The 20,872-nt window shown below is 59.6% G+C and carries 21 protein-coding genes; 15 read left to right on the forward strand and 6 right to left on the reverse strand.

Going from position 1 to position 20,872, the window contains the following annotated elements:
- Window positions 1-32: 32 nt before the first annotated feature.
- Window positions 33-524 (reverse strand): anthranilate 1,2-dioxygenase small subunit, encoded by a 492-nt coding sequence (gene antB, locus GIR22_RS20480; RefSeq protein ID WP_154745086.1) that lies wholly within the window; start codon window positions 522-524, stop codon window positions 33-35.
- Complete coding sequence (antA, locus tag GIR22_RS20485) at window positions 524-1,915, reverse strand: anthranilate 1,2-dioxygenase large subunit (RefSeq protein ID WP_154745087.1); 1,392 nt, start codon at window positions 1,913-1,915, stop codon at window positions 524-526. The genes antB and antA overlap by 1 nt, the downstream gene beginning before the upstream one ends.
- A 322-nt stretch (window positions 1,916-2,237) precedes the next feature.
- On the opposite strand from antA, the gene GIR22_RS20490 reads away from it, so the two are divergent.
- Window positions 2,238-3,233: an AraC family transcriptional regulator gene (locus GIR22_RS20490; protein ID WP_154745088.1), complete on the forward strand. Its 996-nt coding sequence runs from the start codon at window positions 2,238-2,240 to the stop codon at window positions 3,231-3,233.
- 24 nt (window positions 3,234-3,257) lie between these two features.
- Here the strand turns inward: GIR22_RS20490 and GIR22_RS20495 are convergent, their stop codons facing one another.
- On the reverse strand, window positions 3,258-4,133 hold the full coding sequence (locus GIR22_RS20495) for a LysR family transcriptional regulator (RefSeq protein WP_154745089.1): 876 nt from the start codon (window positions 4,131-4,133) through the stop codon (window positions 3,258-3,260).
- A 114-nt stretch (window positions 4,134-4,247) separates the two neighbouring features.
- Between GIR22_RS20495 and GIR22_RS20500 the strand changes: the two genes are divergently transcribed.
- Genes GIR22_RS20500 through catA form a run of 3 tightly spaced genes read left to right on the forward strand, consistent with a single transcriptional unit; the run spans window position 4,248 to window position 6,650 of the window.
- Window positions 4,248-5,372, forward strand: a complete 1,125-nt coding sequence (locus GIR22_RS20500) for a muconate cycloisomerase family protein (protein WP_154745090.1) — start codon at window positions 4,248-4,250, stop codon at window positions 5,370-5,372.
- Window positions 5,373-5,387: 15 nt separating this feature from the next.
- On the forward strand, window positions 5,388-5,678 hold the full coding sequence (gene catC / locus GIR22_RS20505) for a muconolactone Delta-isomerase (protein WP_154745091.1): 291 nt from the start codon (window positions 5,388-5,390) through the stop codon (window positions 5,676-5,678).
- Between the two features lie 42 nt (window positions 5,679-5,720).
- Window positions 5,721-6,650: a catechol 1,2-dioxygenase gene (catA, locus tag GIR22_RS20510; protein ID WP_154745092.1), complete on the forward strand. Its 930-nt coding sequence runs from the start codon at window positions 5,721-5,723 to the stop codon at window positions 6,648-6,650.
- Window positions 6,651-6,697: 47 nt separating this feature from the next.
- Here catA and GIR22_RS20515 read toward each other — a convergent pair whose 3' ends face one another.
- Window positions 6,698-7,171 (reverse strand): Lrp/AsnC family transcriptional regulator, encoded by a 474-nt coding sequence (locus GIR22_RS20515; RefSeq protein WP_154745093.1) that lies wholly within the window; start codon window positions 7,169-7,171, stop codon window positions 6,698-6,700.
- A gap of 143 nt (window positions 7,172-7,314) precedes the next feature.
- On the opposite strand from GIR22_RS20515, the gene kynU reads away from it, so the two are divergent.
- Window positions 7,315-8,565, forward strand: a complete 1,251-nt coding sequence (gene kynU, locus GIR22_RS20520) for a kynureninase (RefSeq protein WP_154745094.1) — start codon at window positions 7,315-7,317, stop codon at window positions 8,563-8,565.
- A gap of 121 nt (window positions 8,566-8,686) precedes the next feature.
- On the forward strand, window positions 8,687-10,135 hold the full coding sequence (locus tag GIR22_RS20525; RefSeq protein WP_154745095.1) for an amino acid permease: 1,449 nt from the start codon (window positions 8,687-8,689) through the stop codon (window positions 10,133-10,135).
- On the opposite strand, the gene GIR22_RS20530 is transcribed toward GIR22_RS20525, so the two are convergent.
- The gene (locus GIR22_RS20530) at window positions 10,081-10,980 is read right to left on the reverse strand and encodes a LysR substrate-binding domain-containing protein (protein ID WP_154745096.1); all 900 of its coding nucleotides are present in this window, start codon (window positions 10,978-10,980) and stop codon (window positions 10,081-10,083) included. The two genes, GIR22_RS20525 and GIR22_RS20530, sit on opposite strands and share 55 nt — an antisense overlap.
- 91 nt (window positions 10,981-11,071) lie before the next feature.
- On the opposite strand from GIR22_RS20530, the gene GIR22_RS20535 reads away from it, so the two are divergent.
- The 5 genes from GIR22_RS20535 to GIR22_RS20555 all read left to right on the forward strand — a co-directional run bounded on the left by GIR22_RS20535 (window position 11,072) and on the right by GIR22_RS20555 (window position 16,097).
- A complete protein-coding gene (locus GIR22_RS20535; RefSeq protein ID WP_154745097.1) occupies window positions 11,072-11,836 on the forward strand; it encodes a sulfite exporter TauE/SafE family protein in 765 nt (254 codons plus the stop codon).
- A 125-nt stretch (window positions 11,837-11,961) separates the two neighbouring features.
- Window positions 11,962-12,552 carry an NADPH:quinone oxidoreductase MdaB gene (gene mdaB / locus GIR22_RS20540; RefSeq protein ID WP_154745098.1) on the forward strand — a complete coding sequence of 197 codons (591 nt, stop codon included), beginning with the start codon at window positions 11,962-11,964 and terminating at the stop codon, window positions 12,550-12,552.
- Between the two features lie 61 nt (window positions 12,553-12,613).
- Window positions 12,614-13,510 (forward strand): LysR family transcriptional regulator, encoded by an 897-nt coding sequence (locus GIR22_RS20545; protein WP_154745099.1) that lies wholly within the window; start codon window positions 12,614-12,616, stop codon window positions 13,508-13,510.
- Window positions 13,511-13,613: 103 nt separating this feature from the next.
- On the forward strand, window positions 13,614-14,507 hold the full coding sequence (locus GIR22_RS20550) for an NAD-dependent epimerase/dehydratase family protein (RefSeq protein ID WP_154745100.1): 894 nt from the start codon (window positions 13,614-13,616) through the stop codon (window positions 14,505-14,507).
- Window positions 14,508-14,651: 144 nt separating this feature from the next.
- Complete coding sequence (locus GIR22_RS20555) at window positions 14,652-16,097, forward strand: SulP family inorganic anion transporter (RefSeq protein WP_154745101.1); 1,446 nt, start codon at window positions 14,652-14,654, stop codon at window positions 16,095-16,097.
- 51 nt (window positions 16,098-16,148) lie between these two features.
- Here the strand turns inward: GIR22_RS20555 and GIR22_RS20560 are convergent, their stop codons facing one another.
- Window positions 16,149-16,529: a lysozyme inhibitor LprI family protein gene (locus GIR22_RS20560; RefSeq protein WP_154745102.1), complete on the reverse strand. Its 381-nt coding sequence runs from the start codon at window positions 16,527-16,529 to the stop codon at window positions 16,149-16,151.
- A 248-nt stretch (window positions 16,530-16,777) separates the two neighbouring features.
- Here GIR22_RS20560 and GIR22_RS20565 point away from each other — a divergent pair, with 248 nt between their 5' ends.
- From GIR22_RS20565 to GIR22_RS20580, 4 genes are read left to right on the forward strand one after another with little or no spacing between them, the layout of a single operon-like run.
- Window positions 16,778-18,127 (forward strand): GntT/GntP/DsdX family permease, encoded by a 1,350-nt coding sequence (locus tag GIR22_RS20565; RefSeq protein ID WP_246208453.1) that lies wholly within the window; start codon window positions 16,778-16,780, stop codon window positions 18,125-18,127.
- 15 nt (window positions 18,128-18,142) lie between these two features.
- The gene (locus tag GIR22_RS20570) at window positions 18,143-19,003 is read left to right on the forward strand and encodes a MurR/RpiR family transcriptional regulator (protein ID WP_154745104.1); all 861 of its coding nucleotides are present in this window, start codon (window positions 18,143-18,145) and stop codon (window positions 19,001-19,003) included.
- A 1-nt stretch (window position 19,004) separates the two neighbouring features.
- A complete protein-coding gene (locus GIR22_RS20575) occupies window positions 19,005-20,468 on the forward strand; it encodes an N-acyl-D-amino-acid deacylase family protein (RefSeq protein WP_154745105.1) in 1,464 nt (487 codons plus the stop codon).
- Entirely contained in the window at window positions 20,465-20,866 is a 402-nt protein-coding gene (locus GIR22_RS20580) for a glyoxalase superfamily protein (protein ID WP_343039660.1), read from the forward strand. The genes GIR22_RS20575 and GIR22_RS20580 overlap by 4 nt, the downstream gene beginning before the upstream one ends.
- The last annotated feature ends 6 nt before the right edge of the window (window positions 20,867-20,872 follow it).

Here is a 20,872-nt window from a genome sequence, read left to right on the forward strand (position 1 = left end):
CGTGCCGCGGCAGCGGCTACAGGTAGAGGTGGTTACAGGTGATAGAAATCCAGCACCGAATTGATGGTGTCGTTGAGCAACAGTGCATGTTTGCGCGTGATCAACCAACTGCCGTCGTGGGGTTTCAGGCTGTAGGTGGCGTGGCCGTAGAACTGCTCCGAAGTGGCCAGGCGATAGAACAGCGTGTGCCAGTTCAACCGCACTTCCAGCAACCCGTCCGCCTGTTCGGCGATACGCACGTTATTGATCAGGTGCAAAGTGCGCGGCATCGGCGTGGCGGACGCGGCCTTGCCGGTGCGCAGGCGAAACACCCGGTCTTCCAGGCCCGAGCGGTTGGCGTAGTAGATCAGCGACATTTCACGCTTGGGGTCACGGGTATAGACGTGTTCCGAGTCCCATTGCGGCAGGTGGAATTCACTCTGCGGGTCGAACAACTGCACGTAGGCGTCCCAGTCCTGGGCGTCGCACAGCTCGGATTTGCGATAGAAAAACTGTTCGATCTGGTATTGCAGTTGCGCATTCATCATTTCACCTCACGCAGCTTCAAGGATTGAGCGTCGAGACCGTCCAGCAGGAATTTCTGCCAATTGCGGTGCTGGTTGACGTACAGCCCTTCGTGGGTGAATTCGGTACCGGTCATGGCCGGTTGGATATCGATAGCTTCGCTGTTATGGGTCGGACCGGTTTCCCAGCGGTGGCTGCCCCGGGAAATATCGCTCCAGCGCTCCAGGCGGCCCTGGAAACCGCGCTGGGCTTCGCGAAACTCCACCAGGTCGTCGGGGGTGCCCATGCCGGAGACGTTGAAGAAGTCCTCGAACTGGCGGATACGGTTTTCCCGGTCGGCGTCGGACTCGTTTTTCACCCCCAGGCACTGGCTGATAATCTCGGTCTTGTTCCACGCCACCGGGCGAATGATCCGCAGTTGCGAGCTGATCTGGTCGAGGAAAAACAGGCTGGGATAGACGTTCAGGTTACGCAGGCGGTGCATCATCCACTCGGCCTTTTGCTGGCCATGTTCTTCGATCAGGCGCGGCATGATGGTGGCGTAGCCTGAACGCACCGACGGATTGGGCATGTCACTGAACAGCACACTATGGCCGTTGTTGAAGGCGAACCAACCGTCATCGGTATTCGCGTCGCCGGCGCCAAGCTTGCTGTAGTCCAGCGTCATATCGGCTGCAGCGCCATTCTCGGTGTTGACCTGCTGGCGATGCTGCACGGTGGCCACGTAGTTATAGTGCACGGTGCTGACGTGGTAACCGTCCAGGCCGTTTTCGTTCTGCAGTTTCCAGTTACCATCGTAGGTGTAGGCTGACTTGCCGGGCAACACTTGCAGCTCACCGGTGGCGGACTGGGCGACCATCATGTCGAAGAACACTTTGGCGTCGCCGAGGAAATCTTCCAGGCTGTTGCTGGCGTTGACGTCGAGGCTGATGAAGACGAAGCCTTTGTAGCTCTCGATTCGAGCTTTTTTCAGGCCACGGGTGGCCTTGTCGAAACTTTCTGGGTATTCGCCCGGCGCCTTGACCTTTACCAGGCGTCCATCGCTTTTGTAGCACCAAGCGTGGAACGGGCAGGTGAAGGTGGATTGGTTGCCCTTGCCCACGCGGGTGAGGGTTGTTCCCCGATGCTGGCAGGCATTGATCAGTGCATTGAGCTGGCCTTCGCCATCGCGGGTGATGATCATCGGTTGGCGCCCGGCGCGCATTGTCACGAAGTCGTGGTTATTGGCCAGTTCGCTTTCGTGACAGGCGTAGATCCAGTTCTTTTCGAAGATCAGTTCCATCTCCAGGTCGAACAGTTCGGGCTCGGTGAACATGTCCCGGGCAATGCGGAATACTTGGTCGGCCGGACGGAAATCCAGGCAGCTTTCGATAAAGGTTTTCCACTGCTCGACGCTTCTTGCACCACTCATGGGAGGCACCTTTGTTGTAGGGCTAATCGGTGGTGCATTAGAAGCGGCAGCATGGGGGAGGGGCTATCCACTTAGTAGGGGAAGGTGAGCCATAAAGTTGGGCAGGAAATACCCACGAAGGTGCAGGGCAGTGACGTAATGCGCTACTGTCCTACCAGGCAATTATCGGAAAAAACCGCTTCTTATCCACATAGTCGACGGTTGCTATCCATCCAGTGGTCAAACCGCTGGCGTGGCGCAGAACTTGCTCTCTTTCACTTGAAAGCCCCGCCAAGACGCGCCATCAGAGCGCGCTGGCCACAATCGCCGTGGGTGCACCCTGATGAGTAGCGATACACGTGATATCCGTATTGTTCGTTTCGACCTTGAGGGCGCCCGAAGCTGGATGTCCGGTATTTGCGGACCCCATCGGTTGGAAACGGCAACGCCTGAGCGCATCCGCTTCCATCACAGCGCCAATGTGTTCAAGTCCCGCGCGACAACGCTGGGGATTATCGAATATGGCACGGATGTCACCATCGACATCGAAGACGCCGAGCACTTCAGCAGCTACAGCCTGAGCCTGCCTTTGGTGGGGGAGCAGGAGTTGAGCAAGGGCGGTGAGCGGCTGAGTTCCAACCGCGACCAGGCTGTAATCATTTCGCCCAACGAACATCAGGTGCTGGCAATCTCCGGCGATTGCCGCAAGCTGCAAGTGGTGATCACCCGTGCGGCCATGAGCGAATCCCTGGAAGGCCTGTTGCAACGCTCGATTGATGCGCCACTACGCTTTGAGCCGGTGATGGATGCGGTGGGCGGCACTTCAGCGTCGTGGTGGCGCATGGCGCGCAACTTCATTGCAGAGCTGGAACTGGGCAGCGAGCTGTATGAGCAGGCAGCGTTTACCCGGGACCTGGAAAGCTCACTGATCAAGGGGCTGATCCTCGCCCAACCCAACAACTACTCCGAAGAACTGCGAGACGTACTCGGGGTGAAGTTGCCGCACTATTTGATCCGTGCGCGGCAGTACATCCATGACAACGCTCGTGAAGCCGTACACCTGGAGGACCTCGAAGTCGCCGCCGGGGTGTCTCGGTTCAAGCTGTTCGATGCCTTTCGCAAATACTTCGCCCTATCGCCCATGGTCTATCTGAAAAAGTACCGCTTGGGCGCCGTGCGTCAGGAAATCCTTGAGCACGGCACCATTCGTACCATTTCCGAAATTGCCCTGGGCTGGGGTTTTACCCATCTGGGACGGTTTTCGGCGGAGTACCGCAAGCTGTTTGATGAATCGCCGAGCCAGACTCTGCAACGCAATGATGCCCGGCGCCAACGCTGAGCCTTGCTCCTACAGGGAGAGGGGTCAAATCAACTCTTCCACCAGTTGCAGGCAATGACTGAGCCCCGGCGACTGGTCATTGACCCGTCGGCTGAGAATGATCGGCGAAGTGGCGGTGGCTTCGACAATCGGCGTGTAGCCGATGTCCGCCCGATGCAGGATCTGCACCGAAGCCGGTACCAGCGTCACGCCCATGCCCGCGCCCACCAGGCCGATGGCCGTCTGCAGTTCGTTGGTCCATTGCGCCACCTTGAGGCTCAAGCCATGGGCATCGAACAGCGCGATTACATGGTCGGCGTAGCTTGGGCGCGGGTTGCCGGGATAAAGCACGAACGGCTCTGCGGCCAGTTGCGCGAGGGTCGCCGGGGCGCCCAGCAGTGGATGGTCGGCCGGCAATACGGCCACCAGCCGGTCTTCCACCAGCACCCGTTGCACGATGGCTGGATCGTCAATGCGAATCCGCCCGAAGCCCACATCAATCCGCCCGGCCTTGAGGGCTTCGACCTGTTGCAGGGTGGTCATCTCCGACAACCCCAACTCCAACTCCAGGCCATCGTGGGTGCGCAACCGACGAATCAGTTCCGGCAACACGCCATACAGTGTCGACGGCGCAAAGCCGATGCCCAGCCAGGTCTTCTGTCCCAGGCCGATACGCCGGGTGTTGTCGCAGACCTTGCCCAATTGCTCCAGCAGCACATGGGTATGTTCATAGAAAAAGCGCCCGGCTTCGGTCAGCCGCAATGGCCGGCCACGTTCCAGCAGTACCACGCCCAGTTCATCCTCCAATTGTTGGATCTGTCGGCTCAACGGCGGCTGGGCGATGTGCAGGCGTTCGGCGGCGCGGGTGAAGTTCAGGGTTTCTCCCAGCACCTGGAAATAACGCAGATGGCGCAGCTCCATAAGGACTCCTTTAATACCTTAAAGGTATTGTTCGAGACTCATTCTATATTGGAACCCGCAAAAGAACCGGAACAAAATCGGACCCAACCAATAAAGAACCCAACGGGTATTGTCATGCCGATTTGCGCCATCGAGTCGATCGAAACCATTATCGTCGATCTCCCCACTATCCGCCCGCACAAACTGGCGATGCACACGATGCAGAACCAGACCCTGGTGATCATCCGCGTGCGCTGCGCCGACGGCATCGAAGGTATTGGCGAGGCCACCACCATCGGCGGCCTGAGCTATGGCAATGAAAGTCCCGACAGCATCAAGACCAACATTGACCGGCACTTCGCGCCGCTGCTGATCGGCCAGGACGCCAGCAATATCAATGCAGCGATGTTACGCCTGGAACGCAGCATTCGTGGCAACACCTTTGCCAAGTCCGGCATCGAAAGCGCCTTGCTCGATGCCCTTGGCAAACGCCTGAACCTGCCAGTCAGCGAACTGCTCGGCGGTCGCGTGCGCGATGCCTTGCCCGTGGCCTGGACCCTGGCCAGCGGCAACACTGAAAAGGACATTGCCGAAGCCGAGAAAATGCTCGACCTGCGCCGCCACCGCATCTTCAAGTTGAAGATCGGCGCCGGTGAAGTCTGCCACGACCTGGCTCACGTCATTGCTATCAAAAAAGCCCTGGGCGACCGTGCAAGTGTCCGGGTGGACGTCAACCAGGCCTGGGATGAGGCCGTGGCGTTACGCGCCTGCAAAGTGCTGGGCGACAACGGCATCGACCTGATCGAGCAACCGATCTCACGCAATAACCGTGGCGGCATGGTCCGGCTCAACCTGTCGAGCCCGGCCCCGATCATGGCTGACGAATCCATCGAATGTGTCGAAGACGCCTTCAACCTTGCCCGTGAAGGCGCAGCCTCGGTGTTTGCCTTGAAAATCGCCAAGAACGGTGGCCCGCGCGCAGTGTTACGCACGGCAGCGATTGCCGAAGCGGCCGGTATTGGCCTGTACGGCGGCACCATGCTTGAGGGTGGCATCGGTACGTTGGCCTCGGCCCACGCCTTTCTCACGCTGAACAAACTGGCGTGGGACACCGAACTGTTTGGCCCGTTGCTGCTCACCGAGGACATCCTCACCGAGCCGTTGCTCTACCGCGACTTCCATCTGCATGTCTCGACCGCACCGGGCTTGGGCCTGGCTATTGATGAGGAGCGCCTGGCGTTCTTCCGTCGCGATAAATAACAAGAGGGTACCTGCATGTTGTTCCACGTAAAAATGACCGTGAACCTGCCCGTTGACATGAACCCCGAGCACGCAGCCGGGCTCAAGGCGCAAGAAAAAGCCCTGGCTCAGCGTTTGCAGCAAGAGGGAAAATGGCGCCACCTGTGGCGTATTGCCGGGCTGTACGCCAACTACAGCGTGTTTGATGTCGACAGCGTACAAGAGCTGCATGATCTACTGATGCAACTGCCGCTCTATCCCTACATGAGCATCGAAGTGAATGCCCTGTGCCGGCATCCATCGTCGATCCATGAGGATGACCGCTGAGTCTGTTTAGCCACCTGATAATTACAAGATGAGGAGAGCACCATGTCCATTCGACTGTCCCAGACTGCCCACGCCCAACAATTTCTCGAAGAAGCCAGCGGTAACCTCAATGAGGCTGGCAACCCACGGACCAAGGCGCTGATCTACCGAATCCTGCGGGACACGGTGAACATCATTGAAGACCTGGAAGTGACCCCGGAAGAGTTCTGGAAGGCGGTCAACTACCTCAACGAACTAGGCAAGAACCAGGAAGCCGGGCTGCTTGTCGCAGGCTTGGGCCTGGAGCATTACCTGGACCTGCTGATGGATGCGGCGGACGAGGAAGCCGGCAAGTCCGGTGGTACCCCGCGCACCATCGAAGGACCGTTGTATGTGGCGGGTGCGCCGTTGTCCAAATACAAAGCGCGGTTGGATGACGGCCAGGATCCGGGTGTGCCGTTGTTCATGCAGGGCCAGGTACGCGACACCGATGGCAAGCCATTGGCCGGGGCGATTGTCGATGTGTGGCAGGCCAATACCGGTGGTACGTATTCCTGGTTCGACGTCACTCAGTCAGAGTTCAACCTGCGCCGACGGATCGAAACCGACGCCCAGGGCAACTACTGTTTTCGCAGCATCGTACCGTCCGGCTACGGCTGCCCGCCGACGGGCCCGACCCAGCAGTTGCTCGATCAACTGGGGCGACATGGCCAGCGGCCGGCGCATATTCACTTCTTCATCTCGGCCCCGGGGCATCGGCACCTGACCACCCAGATCAACCTGTCGGATGACCCATACCTGCATGATGATTTTGCTTATGCAACACGTGATGAGCTGATTGCAGAAATCCGCTTCAGCGAGGATCAACAACTGGCGCGAGAATTTGGCGTAGAAGGCCGGTTTGCGCAGATTGATTTCAACTTTGAGTTGCAGCCGACGGCAGCGCCGGTGGAGCAGAAGCGCATGCAGCGCGTGCGGGCCCTCGAAGACTGATAGTGGTCGTATGATCGTTCCCACGCTCGGCGTGGGAGCGATCATCATCACTTGCGAATAACCAGATCCAGCACCTCATCCCGATCCTTGATCTTCTGCAGCACAATCTCCGAGCGAATATCCATCACTCCCGCCGTGCGGTTCAGGTGGTTCACGATAAAGTCCGAAAAGTGCTTGAGGTTGCGCGCCTGCACTCGCAGCACATAGTTGCTGGCGCCGGTAATCACATAGGCGCTCGCCACTTCCGGCCAGCCCTGGACCTTCTTGATAAACGTCTCGTGCCAGTCCGCCACATCCTGGCGCAATGACAAGTGGACGATGGCCTCCAGCTCGACTCCCAACTGCTCGGCATTGAGCACCGCGCGATACCCGCTGATTACCCCTTCACTCTCCAGCAAGCGCAAACGGCGCAGGCAAGCGGAGGGAGACAGGGAGACTTTCTCCGCCAGTTCCTGGTTGCTGATACGGCCATCCTGTTGCAGGAAATGCAGGAGGCGCAGGTCGGTGGCGTCGAGAGTCATGGTTAGAATAAATCCGCGAGTTTAGGAGTTAAATTCGAATTTCCTACAGCTTATTAAGCTACTTGTAGCGCACTTCGCATGAAAATTCTGCAAAACTTCGTTCATTATTTGGTCCATCGTCACTTATAAAAACAGGACTTTCCATGCCCACCCAAACCCATTGCCAGATGCTCGATGCCCAGGATCCGCTGGCGCCGTTGCGCCATCAATTTGCACTGCCTGAAGGCGTGATCTACCTCGATGGCAACTCTCTCGGCGCACGACCGGTGGCGGCGTTGGAACGGGCGCAAACGGTAATTGCCCAAGAGTGGGGCAATGGCTTGATCCGCAGTTGGAACAGCGCCGGATGGGCTGACCTGTCCCATCGCCTGGGCAATCGCCTGGCCCCGCTGATTGGCGCGGGTGAGGATGAAGTGGTGATTACCGATACCACGTCCATCAACCTGTTCAAGGTCCTCAGCGCCGCGCTGAGCGTGCAACGCCAGCGCCAGCCGAAGCGCAAGATTATCGTCAGTGAGTCGAGCAACTTTCCTACCGACCTGTATATCGCCGAAGGCCTGGCCGAGTTGCTGCAACAGGGATACTCCTTGCGGCTGGTCAACAGCCCTGATGAACTGCCCCAAGCCATCGACCAGGACACCGCGGTGGTGATGATCACCCACGTCAACTACAAGACTGGCTATATGCACGACATGCAGGCACTGACGGCCCTGAGTCATGAGTGTGGCGCGCTGGCCATTTGGGACTTGGCGCATTCGGCCGGTGCGGTGCCGATTGATCTGCACCAGGCCGGCGCCGACTACGCCATTGGTTGCACCTACAAATACCTCAACGGTGGCCCGGGTTCCCAGGCGTTTGTCTGGGTCAATCCGTCCCTGGTGGAGGCTGCACGCCAGCCGTTGTCGGGCTGGTTCGGGCATAGTCGGCAGTTCGCGATGGAACCGCAGTACGCGCCGGGTAAAGGCATCACCCGTTACCTGTGCGGTACCCAGCCGATAACCTCGCTGGCGATGGTCGAGTGTGGCCTGGATATTTTCGCCCAGACCGATATGGCCAGCTTGCGTACCAAGTCCCTGGCGTTGACCGACCTGTTCATCGAACAGGTTGAAGCGCGCTGCGCCGCCCATGAACTGACCCTGATCACGCCGCGTGATCACGCCAAACGCGGCAGCCATGTGAGCTTCGAACACCCGCAAGGCTATGCCATCGTCCAGGCGCTGATTGCTCGTGGCGTGATTGGTGATTACCGCGAGCCGAAGATCATGCGCTTTGGGTTTACGCCTCTGTACACCAGCTTCACCGAGGTCTGGGAGGCGGTGGAAATCCTCGGTGAAATTCTCGACCAGAAGACTTGGGACCAACCGCAATTCAAAGTGCGCCACAGCGTTACGTAAAAACAATACATCCCCTGTAGGAGCGAGCTTGCTCGCGAGAAACCCGAGAGCGATGGGTTCATCCAGAGTGCCAGCGTCATCGTTCACGATCTTCGCGAGCAAGCTCGCTCTTACAGAAAACATGAGCTTCGTGTGCAATCACAATAATAAAGGGGCACGCCACGTGACCACGCCAGACAACGGCTTTGCAGAAATTACCAACCGCGAACTGGGCCTGCGGCGCCAGCTCACCTCCGGCCAGATGAGCATGATTGCCATCGGGGGCGCTATTGGCACTGGCCTGTTCATGGGCAGCGCATACGCCATCGGTTATGCCGGGCCCAGCGTGTTGGTCAGCTATGCCATCGGCGCGTTGATCACCTTGCTGTTGATGGGGTGCCTTGCGGAGATGACGGTGGCCCATTCCACTTCAGGCTCCTTTGGCGCCTATGCCGAGTTCTACATCAGCCCCCTGGCCGGATTCCTGGTGCGTTATGCCTACTGGGCGGCGATTGTGCTGGCGGTGGGCGCTGAGGTCACGGCGGTGGCGATGTACATGAAGTACTGGTTCGCCAATGTGCCGGAGTGGGTGTGGATCGTGTCGTTTTCCAGTGTGCTGATCGTACTCAACGCTATCAGCGTCAAGACCTTTGGCACATTCGAATACTGGTTTTCCACGATCAAGATCAGCGCCATTGTCGGATTCATTATTCTGGCGGCGTATGTAGTGTTCGGTTCCGGCAATCCGGAATACGGCGTGCAGAATTACACGGCCCACGGCGGCTTTTTCCCTCACGGGTTGAGCGGCATGTGGATCGCAGTGATTGTGTCGATCTTCAGCTACTTGAGCGTGGAGATGATCGCGGTGGCGGCGGGCGAAGCCGCCGATCCGGAACAGGCGGTGAAAAAAGCTTTCCGCGCCACGATCGTGCGTCTGGTGGTGTTCTACCTGCTGACCCTGGCGCTGATGCTGGCCATCGTGCCGTGGACCCAGGCAGGCCACACCCAGAGCCCGTTTGTCACGGTGATGCAGACTATCGGCATTCCGGGCGCCACCGGGGTGATGAATTTTGTGATCCTGATCGCCGCGCTGTCGGCGATGAACAGCCAGCTCTACATCACCACGCGCATGATGTTCAGCCTGTCCCGCGCCGGCTTTGCGCCCAAATCCATGGGCGCCTTGAGCAAGAGCGGGATTCCGCTGAACGCATTGCTGCTGTCCAGTTCGGGTATCGCCCTGGCGACCTTGCTCAACGTGGTGTACCCAGAAAGCTCGTTCACGTTGATGATGGCAATCTCGATGTTTGGCGCGATCTTCACCTGGTTCATGATCTTCCTCACCCACTTTTTCTTCCGCCGCTACCGCAAGCGCCACGGCGGGCCGAAGTTGTCATTTGAGCTGCGGCTGTTTCCCTACAGCACGTTGCTGGGGCTGGTGCTGATGGGCGCGGTGATGATCACCACCTACTTCACCGACGCGTTCAAGATGACGTTGGTGTTTGGGGTGCCGTTCCTGGTGATTCTCTCGGTGGTGTATTACGCCTTTTTCCGCAAGGGCAGGGACAAGGTATCGAACAAGGCCTTGGCGTAACCCGGCAACTGCTCGAACGAGCGGGCGCATAACAGTAAGGTGCGGCAGGCCCATTCCTCGGTCAGCGGCTGGGCCTTGAAGCGGTCATGCCAAGGGCGGCGATCCAGCGCCGTCTGCGGCACAATTCCCAGGCCCGCGCCACGGGCAACCATGCGGATCACGCCGTCAAACCCGTCGGCGCGAATACGTGTCTGCAAACGAAAACCTGCGTGCAGCGCCTGTTCTTCCAGGTACACCGACAAGGCGCTGTCAGCCGCCAATCCCACGTAGTCATGCTGCAGGCTGTGGATAAAACTGACGTCATCGGTTGCAGCCAAGGGATGCTCAAGGGGCATGATCAGCACCAGCGGATCATCGCGAAAATGCCGGGTCTGCAAGCCGTGCGTGTCCACCGCATCGGAAATGATCCCCAGGTCTGCCACGCCCTGGCGCAAGGCATGGGTGATGCGCAGGCTCGGCAGTTCTTGCAGGTCGATATCGAGGTTGGGGTGTTCGCAGAGAAAATCTGCCAGCAGTTCCGGCAGGTGTTCGCTGATGGCGGTGGTGTTGCACAGCAAACGCACCTGGCCTTTGACGCCGTTGGCGTATTCCGCCAGGTCTTGTTGCATACGCTCGGCCTGCTGCAACAGCAGGCGCGCATGCCGGGCCAGGGCCTTGCCTGCGGCGGTCGGGGTCACGCCTCGGCGGCCACGCTGGAAAAATTCGATGCCCAGGGATGCTTCCATCGCCCGGATGCGTGCACTGGCGGCTGCCAGCGACAGATGACTGCGAGCGGCGCCAGCGGTGATATTGCCGGTGTCGAGGATATGCAGGTAGAGGCGTAGGTCGGTCAGGTCGAAATGCATGGTTGGAACTCCCTCAGCCTCACGCAAAACAAGAGGCTGCCTCAGTATATGGCGAATTTCAAACTTCACGCCAAACCCGCAGAATCGGCTCATGAATACCTTTCTAGCGTTCTACCAAAATCTCGGGTTGGCCCTGACCCTACTGGTCATCGGCACCTTCGTGCTGGCCGGCACCGTCAAGGGTGTGATCGGCCTCGGCCTGCCCACTGTTGCCATGGGCATGCTCGGGCTGGCTATGCTGCCAGCACAGGCTGCGGCTTTGCTGATCATTCCGTCGGCGGTCACTAACCTCTGGCAACTGGCATTCGGCGGGCATTTGAGCGCGTTGATCAAACGCCTGTGGCCCATGCTCCTGTTGATCTTTCTCGGTACCGGGCTCGGCTCATTGTGGCTGGGCATGGACGGTGGGCGTTGGGTGGTGCGCGCATTGGGCGCGGCGTTGCTGGTGTATGCCTTGAGTGGGCTGTGTGTGCCGACGTTCAAGCTGAAACTGGCGACCGAGCGTTGGCTGGGCCCGGTATGCGGCCTGGTGACGGGCCTCATTACCTCAGCCACTGGGGTGTTCGTGATTCCGGCCGTGCCCTACCTGCAAGCCCTGGGCTTGAGTCGAGATCAACTGGTGCAGGCCCTCGGATTGGCGTTCACTGTTTCCACCCTGGCCCTGGCAGCGGGCCTGTTCTGGCGCGGTAACCTGGGCGGTGGCGAAATCAATGCCTCGCTGCTGGCGCTGGTACCGGCGCTGCTTGGCATGTGGCTTGGCCAAGCCTTGCGCCAACGCATCAGCGCCGTGCTGTTCAAGCAGGTGTTCTTCATTGGCATGGCGGCGCTGGGCGGCCACCTGCTGATTCGTGGATAGGCAATAATGAGTAGTTGATTCGTGCTGTTTGGTCAAAGGTGTTTTGCCGAACCAGGGCTTACTCAAGCGGGGCGTTATCGATAGCCTGCGTGCCATACGTTCTCAACCTTCAGGTTCGCTCCCGCATGAAAAAAGTCCTGCTGCTCAACGGTGGTAAAACCTTCGCCCACTCCGAAGGCCGCTATAACAACACTCTGCATGACGCCGCCCTGGCTGTGCTGGACCGTGGTGGTATCGATGTCAAAGTCACCCACATCGACGCCGGCTACGATGTCGCCGAAGAAGTGGCCAAGTTCCTTTGGGCCGACGTGATCATTTACCAGATGCCCGGTTGGTGGATGGGCGCGCCGTGGGTCGTCAAAAAATACATCGACGAAGTCTTCACTGAAGGCCATGGCAGCCTGTACGCCAGTGATGGTCGCACGCGCTCCGATGCATCGCAGAAGTACGGCAGCGGTGGCCTGATCCAAGGCAAGCAATACATGCTGTCCCTGACCTGGAACGCACCGCAGCAGGCGTTCGATGACCCGAGCGACTTCTTCGAAGCCAAAGGCGTGGACGCGGTGTACTTTCCATTCCACAAGGCCAACGAATTCCTCGGTATGACCGCGCTGCCGACTTTCCTCTGTGTGGACGTGATGAAACGCCCGGCCATTGAAGCCGACGTGGCGCGGTATGAGCAGCACCTGGCGCAGGTGTTTACCCTTTCGGTGTAATCTGTAGCCGCAGCCTCGTGCCTCGGCAGCGGCTACAACGATTCGATAGAGAGGATTCACGTTGAAAGCCCGATCCGATGAGCTACAGGTCTTCGTCTGTGTGATTGAATGCGGCTCGATTTCCGCCGCCGCCGAACAGGTCGGGCAAACGCCTTCGGCGGTCAGCCGCACCTTGTCGCGGTTGGAAGCCAAGCTGGACACCACCTTGATCAACCGCACCACGCGGCGCATGGACCTGACCGAAGAAGGCAAGTACTTCTTTGAACGGGCCAAGCTGATCCTGGAACAAATGGACGAGCTGGAAGAGCGCCTGTCCTCGCGCCAGCAAACCCCGTCGGGACGCCTGCGAATCAACGCGGCGTCGCCGTTCATGCTGCATGCAATCGTGCCCTATATTGCTGAATTCCGAGCCCTGTACCCGGACATCCAGCTGGAACTCAACAGCAACGACCTGATCATCGACTTGTTGGAACAGAGCACCGATATCGCCATCCGTATCGGCACTCTGGCGGACTCGACGCTGCACGCCCGCTCCCTGGGTTGCAGCCCGCTGCATATCCTCGCCAGCCCGGCTTACCTGGAGCAGTACGGCACGCCGGCGACGGTGGCGGAACTGGCTGATCACACTTTGCTTGGTTTCACCCAGGCGGAAACCCTCAACCACTGGCCATTGCGCCATGTGCACGGCGACCGCTGGCAGATCCAGCCGGGAATCGCCGCGTCCAGCGGCGAAACCGTGCGCCAACTGGCACTGCAAGGGCAGGGGATTGCGTGCCTGTCGCACTTTATGACAATCGAAGACGTCAATGCCGGGCGCTTGCAAGCGATCCTGCCGGAATTCAACAGCGGTTATCGCCAGCCGATCAACGCGGTGTATTACCGCAACTCGCAACTGGCCTTGCGCATCCAATGCTTCCTGGACTTTATCCAGGACAAACTGGCGCGCTACGCCTGCTGATTCTTGACGCCTGAGCAAGATTGAATTGGGCAATGTGGGCTTATTCGGCACAGGTAAGTCCGCAATACTCGCCTCATCACTTATTTAGGCGGGAGATATTTGCATGAACGTATTCGTGACCGGCGCGGCCGGGTTTATCGGCGGCTCCATCGCCACCGGCTTGGTCAAGGCTGGCCATAGCGTCACCGGCTTGGTGCGCAGCGCCGAACAGGCGGCAGAAATGACGGCCTTGGGCATTACCCCGGTGGTCGGCTCCCTGGACGACAGTGCGGTGCTGACCGAACAGGCCAAAAAAGCCGACGCGGTGATCAACGCCGCCAGCAGCGACCATCGCGGCGCCATCGAAACCTTGCTGGCAGCCTTGCGCGGTTCCAACAAGCCGTTGCTGCACACCAGCGGTTCGAGCATCGTCGGTGACGCCTCGGGCGGCAAGTCCAGTGAGGTCGTCTACTTCGAAGACAACCTGCCGGAGCCTAGCGTCGACAAGGCCGCTCGCGTGGCTATCGACAACCTGATCCTGGCGGCGGCGAAAGACGGTGTGAACTCGGCGGTGATCTGCAATACCTTGATTTACGGCCATAGCCTGGGCGTAAAGCGCGACAGTGTGCAATTGCCGCGATTGCTCAAGCAAGCGCGTAAAAGTGCGGTGGTACGTCATGTCGGGCCTGGCCAGAACATCTGGTCCAACGTACACATTGAAGATGTGGTCGCCCTGTACTTGCTGGCGTTGGAAAAGAACATTCCGGGCACCTTCTACTTCGTGGAAAGCAGTGAAGCGTCTTTCATCGACATGACCACCGCCATCGCCCAAGCCTTAGGCCTGGGTCAGCCACAGGATTGGTCCCTGGCCGATGCCGAAGCCGAGTGGGGTTATGAAATGGCCAACTATGGCCTGGGCTCCAACAGCCGGGTGCGCGGCAAGCATGCGCGTGAACTGCTGGGGTGGGTGCCCAAGCGTACGTCGGTGGTCGAGTGGATTCGCAACGAGATGGTCTGATGTTCGCTTGATCGTTCCCACGCTCTGCGTGGGAACGCATTGCTGGACACTCTGCATCCGCTTCTTCATCAGTCAACGCTAGCCCCACCTGCCGCAATTTCGTACCATCCCCAGCCTCATTCCCCGCAATTCCCCGGTAAATTCATGAAACTCACCCGTCTGCGCGCCGACGCCCTGGCCGGACTCACCACGTCTTTTGCCTTGCTGCCCGAATGCATTGCTTTCGCCCTGGTGGCCCACCTCAACCCGTTAATGGGTCTCTACGGCGCGTTCATCATCTGCACCCTGACGGCGTTGTTCGGCGGTCGTCCGGGGATGGTTTCCGGTGCGGCCGGGTCGATGGCGGTAGTCATCGTGGCCCTGGTGGTGCAGCACGGCGTGCAATACTTGCTCGCCACGGTGTTGCTGGGTGGGTTGATCATGGTCGCCTTCGGCCTATTGCGCCTGGGCAAGCTGGTACGCATGGTGCCGCACCCGGTGATGCTCGGTTTCGTCAACGGCCTGGCGATCATCATTGCCCTGGCTCAGCTTGAGCACTTCAAGAGCGGCGAAGCCTGGCTCAGCGGAACGCCGTTGTACATGATGATCGGGTTGGTGGCGGCGACCATGGCGATTGTCTACTTGCTGCCGCGCTTGACCCGTGCGGTGCCGCCAGCGCTGGTGGCGATTCTCGGTGTAGGCCTTGCCGTGTATCTGCTGGGGCTGCCGACCCGCACCCTGGGCGACATGGCTCACATTGCCGGTGGCTTGCCAACGTTCGCCTTGCCACAGATTCCCTGGACCCTGGAAACCCTGCAAATCATCGCGCCCTACGCGATCCTGATGGCCATGGTCGGCTTGCTGGAAACCCTGCTGACCCTCAACCTTACCGACGAAATCACCGAGACCCGTGGTTACCCGGACCGCGAAAGCGTGGCCCTGGGAACCGCCAATATGCTCTCCGGCCTGTTCGGCGGCATGGGCGGTTGCGCGATGATCGGGCAAACCGTGATCAACTTAAGCTCCGGCGGGCGTGGGCGATTCTCCGGGGTGTTCGCCGGGGTCATGATCCTGTTGTTTATTCTGTTTCTGTCGCCGCTGATCGAGCGCATTCCGCTGGCGGCACTGGTGGGGGTGATGTTCGTGGTGTCCCAGCAGACCTTCGCCTGGGCATCATTGCGGGTGATCAACAAGGTGCCGGTCAATGACGTGCTGGTGATTATCGCGGTGTCGGTGATCACCGTGTTCACCGACCTGGCGACTGCGGTGCTGTGTGGCATCGTGATCGCGGCGCTGAACTTCGCCTGGCAGCAGGCCCGTGAGCTGTACGCCGACGAGCATCTGGAAGCCGATGGCAGCAAGCTTTATCGCCTGCACGGCACGCTGTTCTTTGCCTCGACCACGCCGTTCCTCAATCAGTTCGACCCGGCCAGCGACCCGCAACAGGTGACGCTGGATTGCCGCCACCTGAGCTTTGTCGATTATTCGGCCATTGCCGCCCTGATGACCCTGCGCGAGCGCTACGCCAAGGCCGGCAAGCATTTGCGGGTGCTGCACTTGTCCGAGCGCTGCAAGAAACTGCTCAAGCGCGCCCGGGTGCAGCACGACTAACCCAACCAGATCGTTCCCACGCAGCGTGGGAACGATCTGTTCTGTATGGCGTTATGGCCCCACCAGGTTTTCCAATTCCTGGGCGCGGGCTTGGGTCATGTCCAGCAGGCAGCCGGAACCGTTGACTTGATCGATGCTGCCGCCGGTCGCTGAGCCGGCAAAGGCGCAGTTGGCGTCGCGGTATTTAATCCATAGGCGCTGCACATCTTGCAGTTGTTGCTTGCGCTGGCCGTCTTGCGCGGCCAGGGCGCTCTTGTAGGCCAGGTTTAGGCGCGTGTCCTGGACCTTGGCTTCCTTGGCGTTGCAGTCGACCATGTCCACGGTCGTGTTGGCGCTGTCCATGCAGGTTTTCAGCGCCGGGTTGTCGGCGGCCGATGCGTTGGCGCAAAAGGCCAGGAACAGAGCACTGGCAGCGAGTGAGGTACGATTCATGGTCGGCTTTCCCTGGTCATAAGTGGGTACGTATTCTAAGACTCAATGCCGGCTTCTGAGTTTCGGCGTCCTCTGATTGTGATGTAAGAACACCCCACCCATTTTCATTCACTGCCCATGGACATATCCCAAAGCGACAGCGCTTGTCTGTGGGCGAAAATTACTTTCATAAAAATTGAAAATTATCCTCAGTAATGATTTATGAGTTTCACAACCAATTCGACGTGACCCTTTTTGAGGAGTACCGCATGGCCGCATCACCGGGCTTTTGGCTATTGGCTTACGCCGCTATCGCCATCATTGCATTGATCGTGCTGATTGCACGTTACCGGCTCAACCCTTTTATTGTGATCACGTTGGTGTCCATCGGCCTGGCGCTGCTGGCCGGTATGCCGGCGGATACGATCATGGGCTCCTACGAGGCGGGCGTCGGCAAAACCTTGGGGCATATCGCGCTGGTGGTTGCCCTGGGCACCATGCTCGGCAAGATGATGGCCGAGTCCGGTGGCGCCGAGCAGGTGGCACGCACGCTGATTGACCGCTTTGGTGAGCGCAACGCCCACTGGGCCATGGTGTGCATCGCATTCCTGGTGGGGCTGCCGCTGTTTTTCGAAGTCGGTTTTGTGTTGCTGGTGCCGATTGCCTTTACCGTCGCCCGGCGAGTAGGGGTGTCGATCCTGATGGTCGGCCTGCCGATGGTCGCCGGTTTGTCGGTGGTGCATGCGCTGGTGCCGCCGCACCCGGCGGCGATGATGGCGGTGCTGGCCTATAACGCCTCGGTCGGGCAAACCGTGCTCTATGCGATTCTGATCGGCATCCCGACGGCAATCATCGCCGGCCCGGTGTACGCCAAATTCATCGTGCCGCGCATTCATCTGCCCGCCGAAAACCCGCTGGAACGCCAGTTCATTGACCGCGAACCACGCACCCGCTTGCCGAGTTTCGCCCTGACCATGGGCACCATTCTGTTACCGGTGGTGCTGATGATGATCGGCGGCTGGGCCAACCTGATTTCCACCCCCGGCACTGCCTTTAACCAGTTCCTGTTATTTATCGGCAACTCGGTGATCGCGCTACTGGTGGCGACGTTAGTGAGCTTCTGGACCCTGGGCCTGGCCCAAGGCTTCAGCCGCGAATCGATCCTCAAGTTCACCAACGAATGCCTGGCCCCGACCGCCAGCATCACCTTGTTGGTGGGGGCGGGCGGCGGTCTCAATCGGATTCTGGTGGATGCTGGCGTCACCCATGAAATTCTCGGTCTGGCCAATGCCTTCAACCTGTCACCGCTGGTGATGGGCTGGCTGTTTGCCGCGCTGATGCGTATTGCCACTGGTTCGGCCACGGTGGCCATGACCACCGCCTCGGGTGTGGTGGCGCCGGTGGCCCTGGGTTTGGGTTATCCCCACCCGGAATTGCTGGTGCTGGCTACCGGCGCAGGTTCGGTGATCTTTTCCCACGTCAACGACGGTGGCTTCTGGCTGATCAAGGAATACTTCAATATGACGGTGATCCAGACCTTCAAGACCTGGACCGTGCTGGAGACTTTGATTTCGCTGGTCGCCTTCGGTCTGACTTATGGCCTGTCCTGTTTGTTGTAACGTGGAGCCAAACCGATGGACATCCTCTACCAGATCCGCGCCCGCCAAGACTCGTTCAGCGCTGGCGAAGGGCGTATTGCCAAGTTGATGCTCGACGATGTCGGCTTCGCGGCGTCCGCCAGTCTGGAAGCATTGTCCCAGCGGGCCGAGGTCAGTACCGCCACCTTGTCGCGGTTCGCCCGCAGTGTCGGTTGCCGTGACCTGCGTGACCTGCGCTTGCAACTGGCCCAGGCCAATGGCGTCGGCAGTCGCTTTCTCGACCCTGCTGGCCTGCCTGAGCAATCGGCGTTTCACCGGCAGATTCTTGGCGATATCGAGGCGACCTTGCGTCAGCATCTGTCCGGTTTCAGTCAGCGTAGTTTTCTCGATGCGGTGAGCTTGCTGGGCAAGGCGCGGATGATCCATGCGTTCGGCATGGGCGGTCCATCGAGCCTGGGCAGTGACGAGTTGCAAGTGCGTCTGGTGCGCCTGGGCTACGCCATTGCCGCGTGCCACGATCCGGTGATGATGCGTGTGACGGCCGCCACGCTGAGTGCAGAACACGCGCTGATCGTTTGCTCCCTCACCGGTCTTACGCCGGAGTTGTTAGGCGCGGTGGAACTGGCTCGCAACTATGGCGCGCGGATCGTCGCTATCACTCTTGCCGACTCACCGTTGGCGCAATTGGCGGACGTGCTATTACCGCTGCAACCGGCGGAAACCAGCTTTATCTACAAACCCACGGCGGCGCGCTACGGAATGCTGCTGGCCATCGACGTGCTCGCCACCGAGCTGGCCTTGACCCGGCCGGACGACAACCAGGAGCGCCTGCGCCGGATCAAATTGGCCCTGGACGATTATCGCGGCGGCGCCGATTGCCTGCCGCTGGGAGACTGAAATGAAGTACCACACGCTGATCCGCAGTGCGATGATCATTGATGGCAGCAACACGCCGGGTTATATCGCCGATGTAGCGTTGCGCGAGGGTCGTATCGAAAAGATCGGCGACTTGGCGCACGCCACTGCCGAACATGAAGTCGACGCCACAGGTCGGGTGTTGGCGCCAGGCTTTATCGACGTCCACACCCATGACGACACCGTGGTGATTCGTCAACCGCAGATGCTGCCCAAGCTCAGTCAGGGCGTGACCACGGTGATCGTCGGCAATTGTGGCATCAGCGCTGCGCCGGTAAGTTTGCGCGGTGATCCACCCGACCCGATGAACCTGCTGGGCAATGCGGAGGCCTTCGCCTATCCACGGTTTTGCGATTACCGCGCCGCCGTGGAAAGCGCCCACCCGGCCGTGAACGTCGCAGCGCTGATCGGTCATACGGCGCTGCGCAGCAACCATATGGATGACCTGCAGCGCACCGCGACGCCTGCTGAAATTACCGCCATGCGCGCGCAACTGCAGGAAAGCCTGGCGGACGGCGCCCTGGGCTTGTCCACCGGCCTGGCCTACGCCAGCGCCTTCAACGCCGACACCGATGAAGTGCTGCAACTGAGCGAAGAACTGACGGCCTTTGGCGCGGTGTACACCACCCATTTGCGCAGCGAGTTCGAACCGGTGCTGGAGGCGATGGACGAAGCGTTCCTGATCGGTCGTCACGCCAAGGCACCGGTGATCATCTCCCACCTCAAATGCGCCGGCGCCGGCAATTGGGGCCGCAGCCCGCAGTTGTTGGCGGCCCTGGAGCAGGCAGCGAAGACCCATCCGGTAGGTTGCGATTGTTATCCCTATGCCGCCAGTTCCTCGACCCTGGACCTCAAGCAAGTCACTGACGCTTTTCGTATCACCATCACCTGGTCAACGCCGCACCCGGACATGGGTGGGCGGGACTTGCAGGACATTGCCGCGCAATGGGCCGTGCCGTTGATGGAAGCTGCCCGCCGACTGCAACCGGCGGGGGCGGTGTATTACGGGATGGATGAGGCCGATGTACAACGCATCCTCGCTCATCCGCTGTCGATGGTCGGCTCGGATGGCCTGCCGGAAGACCCGTTCCCGCACCCGCGTTTGTGGGGCGCATTCCCGCGAGTGCTCGGGCATTTCAGCCGTGACGTGGGATTGTTCCCACTGCACACCGCTGTGCACAAAATGACGGGCCTGTCGGCGGCGCGGTTTGGCCTGTCGGAACGCGGCGAAATTCGCGAAGGACATTGGGCTGACCTGGTGTTGTTCGATCCGCTGCGGGTGCGGGATGTTGCCGACTTCAAAGACCCCCAGCGCGCCGCCGAAGGGATCGACGACGTGTGGGTCAATGGTGTGTTGAGTTACCAGAACGGTCAAGCGAACGGCCAGCGGCCGGGACGGTTTTTGGCGCGCAGCGGAGATTTGCGGCAGGGCTTCAAGGCTCTATAGTAGTCGCTCATGAACAGGGAGCCACCACTATGCACTTAGGAAGAGTCACCCCCATCCTGCGGATCTTCGACGAGACCAAGGCCCTTGAGTTCTACGTCGATTTCTTGGGGTTCAAGGTCGATTGGCAACATCGGTTCGAGGCTAATTTCCCGTTGTACCTGCAAGTGTCGTCAGGAGAATGCGTACTGCATTTGTCCGAACATCATGGCGATGCTTCACCGGGGGCGGCAGTGCGGATTCAGGCCGAAGGTATTACGGCGTATCAGCAGCAATTGCTGGGCAAAAATTACCGCTATGCGAAGCCTGAGGTCGAAGAAACGCCCTGGGGGTCGCGGGAGATGAGCATCAAGGATCCGTTTGGCAATCGGGTGGTGTTTGTCGAAGAAATTGTGGATTAAGTCTTC

The sequence above is a fragment of the Pseudomonas karstica genome (assembly GCF_009707515.1).
Classification (GTDB): domain Bacteria; phylum Pseudomonadota; class Gammaproteobacteria; order Pseudomonadales; family Pseudomonadaceae; genus Aquipseudomonas; species Aquipseudomonas karstica.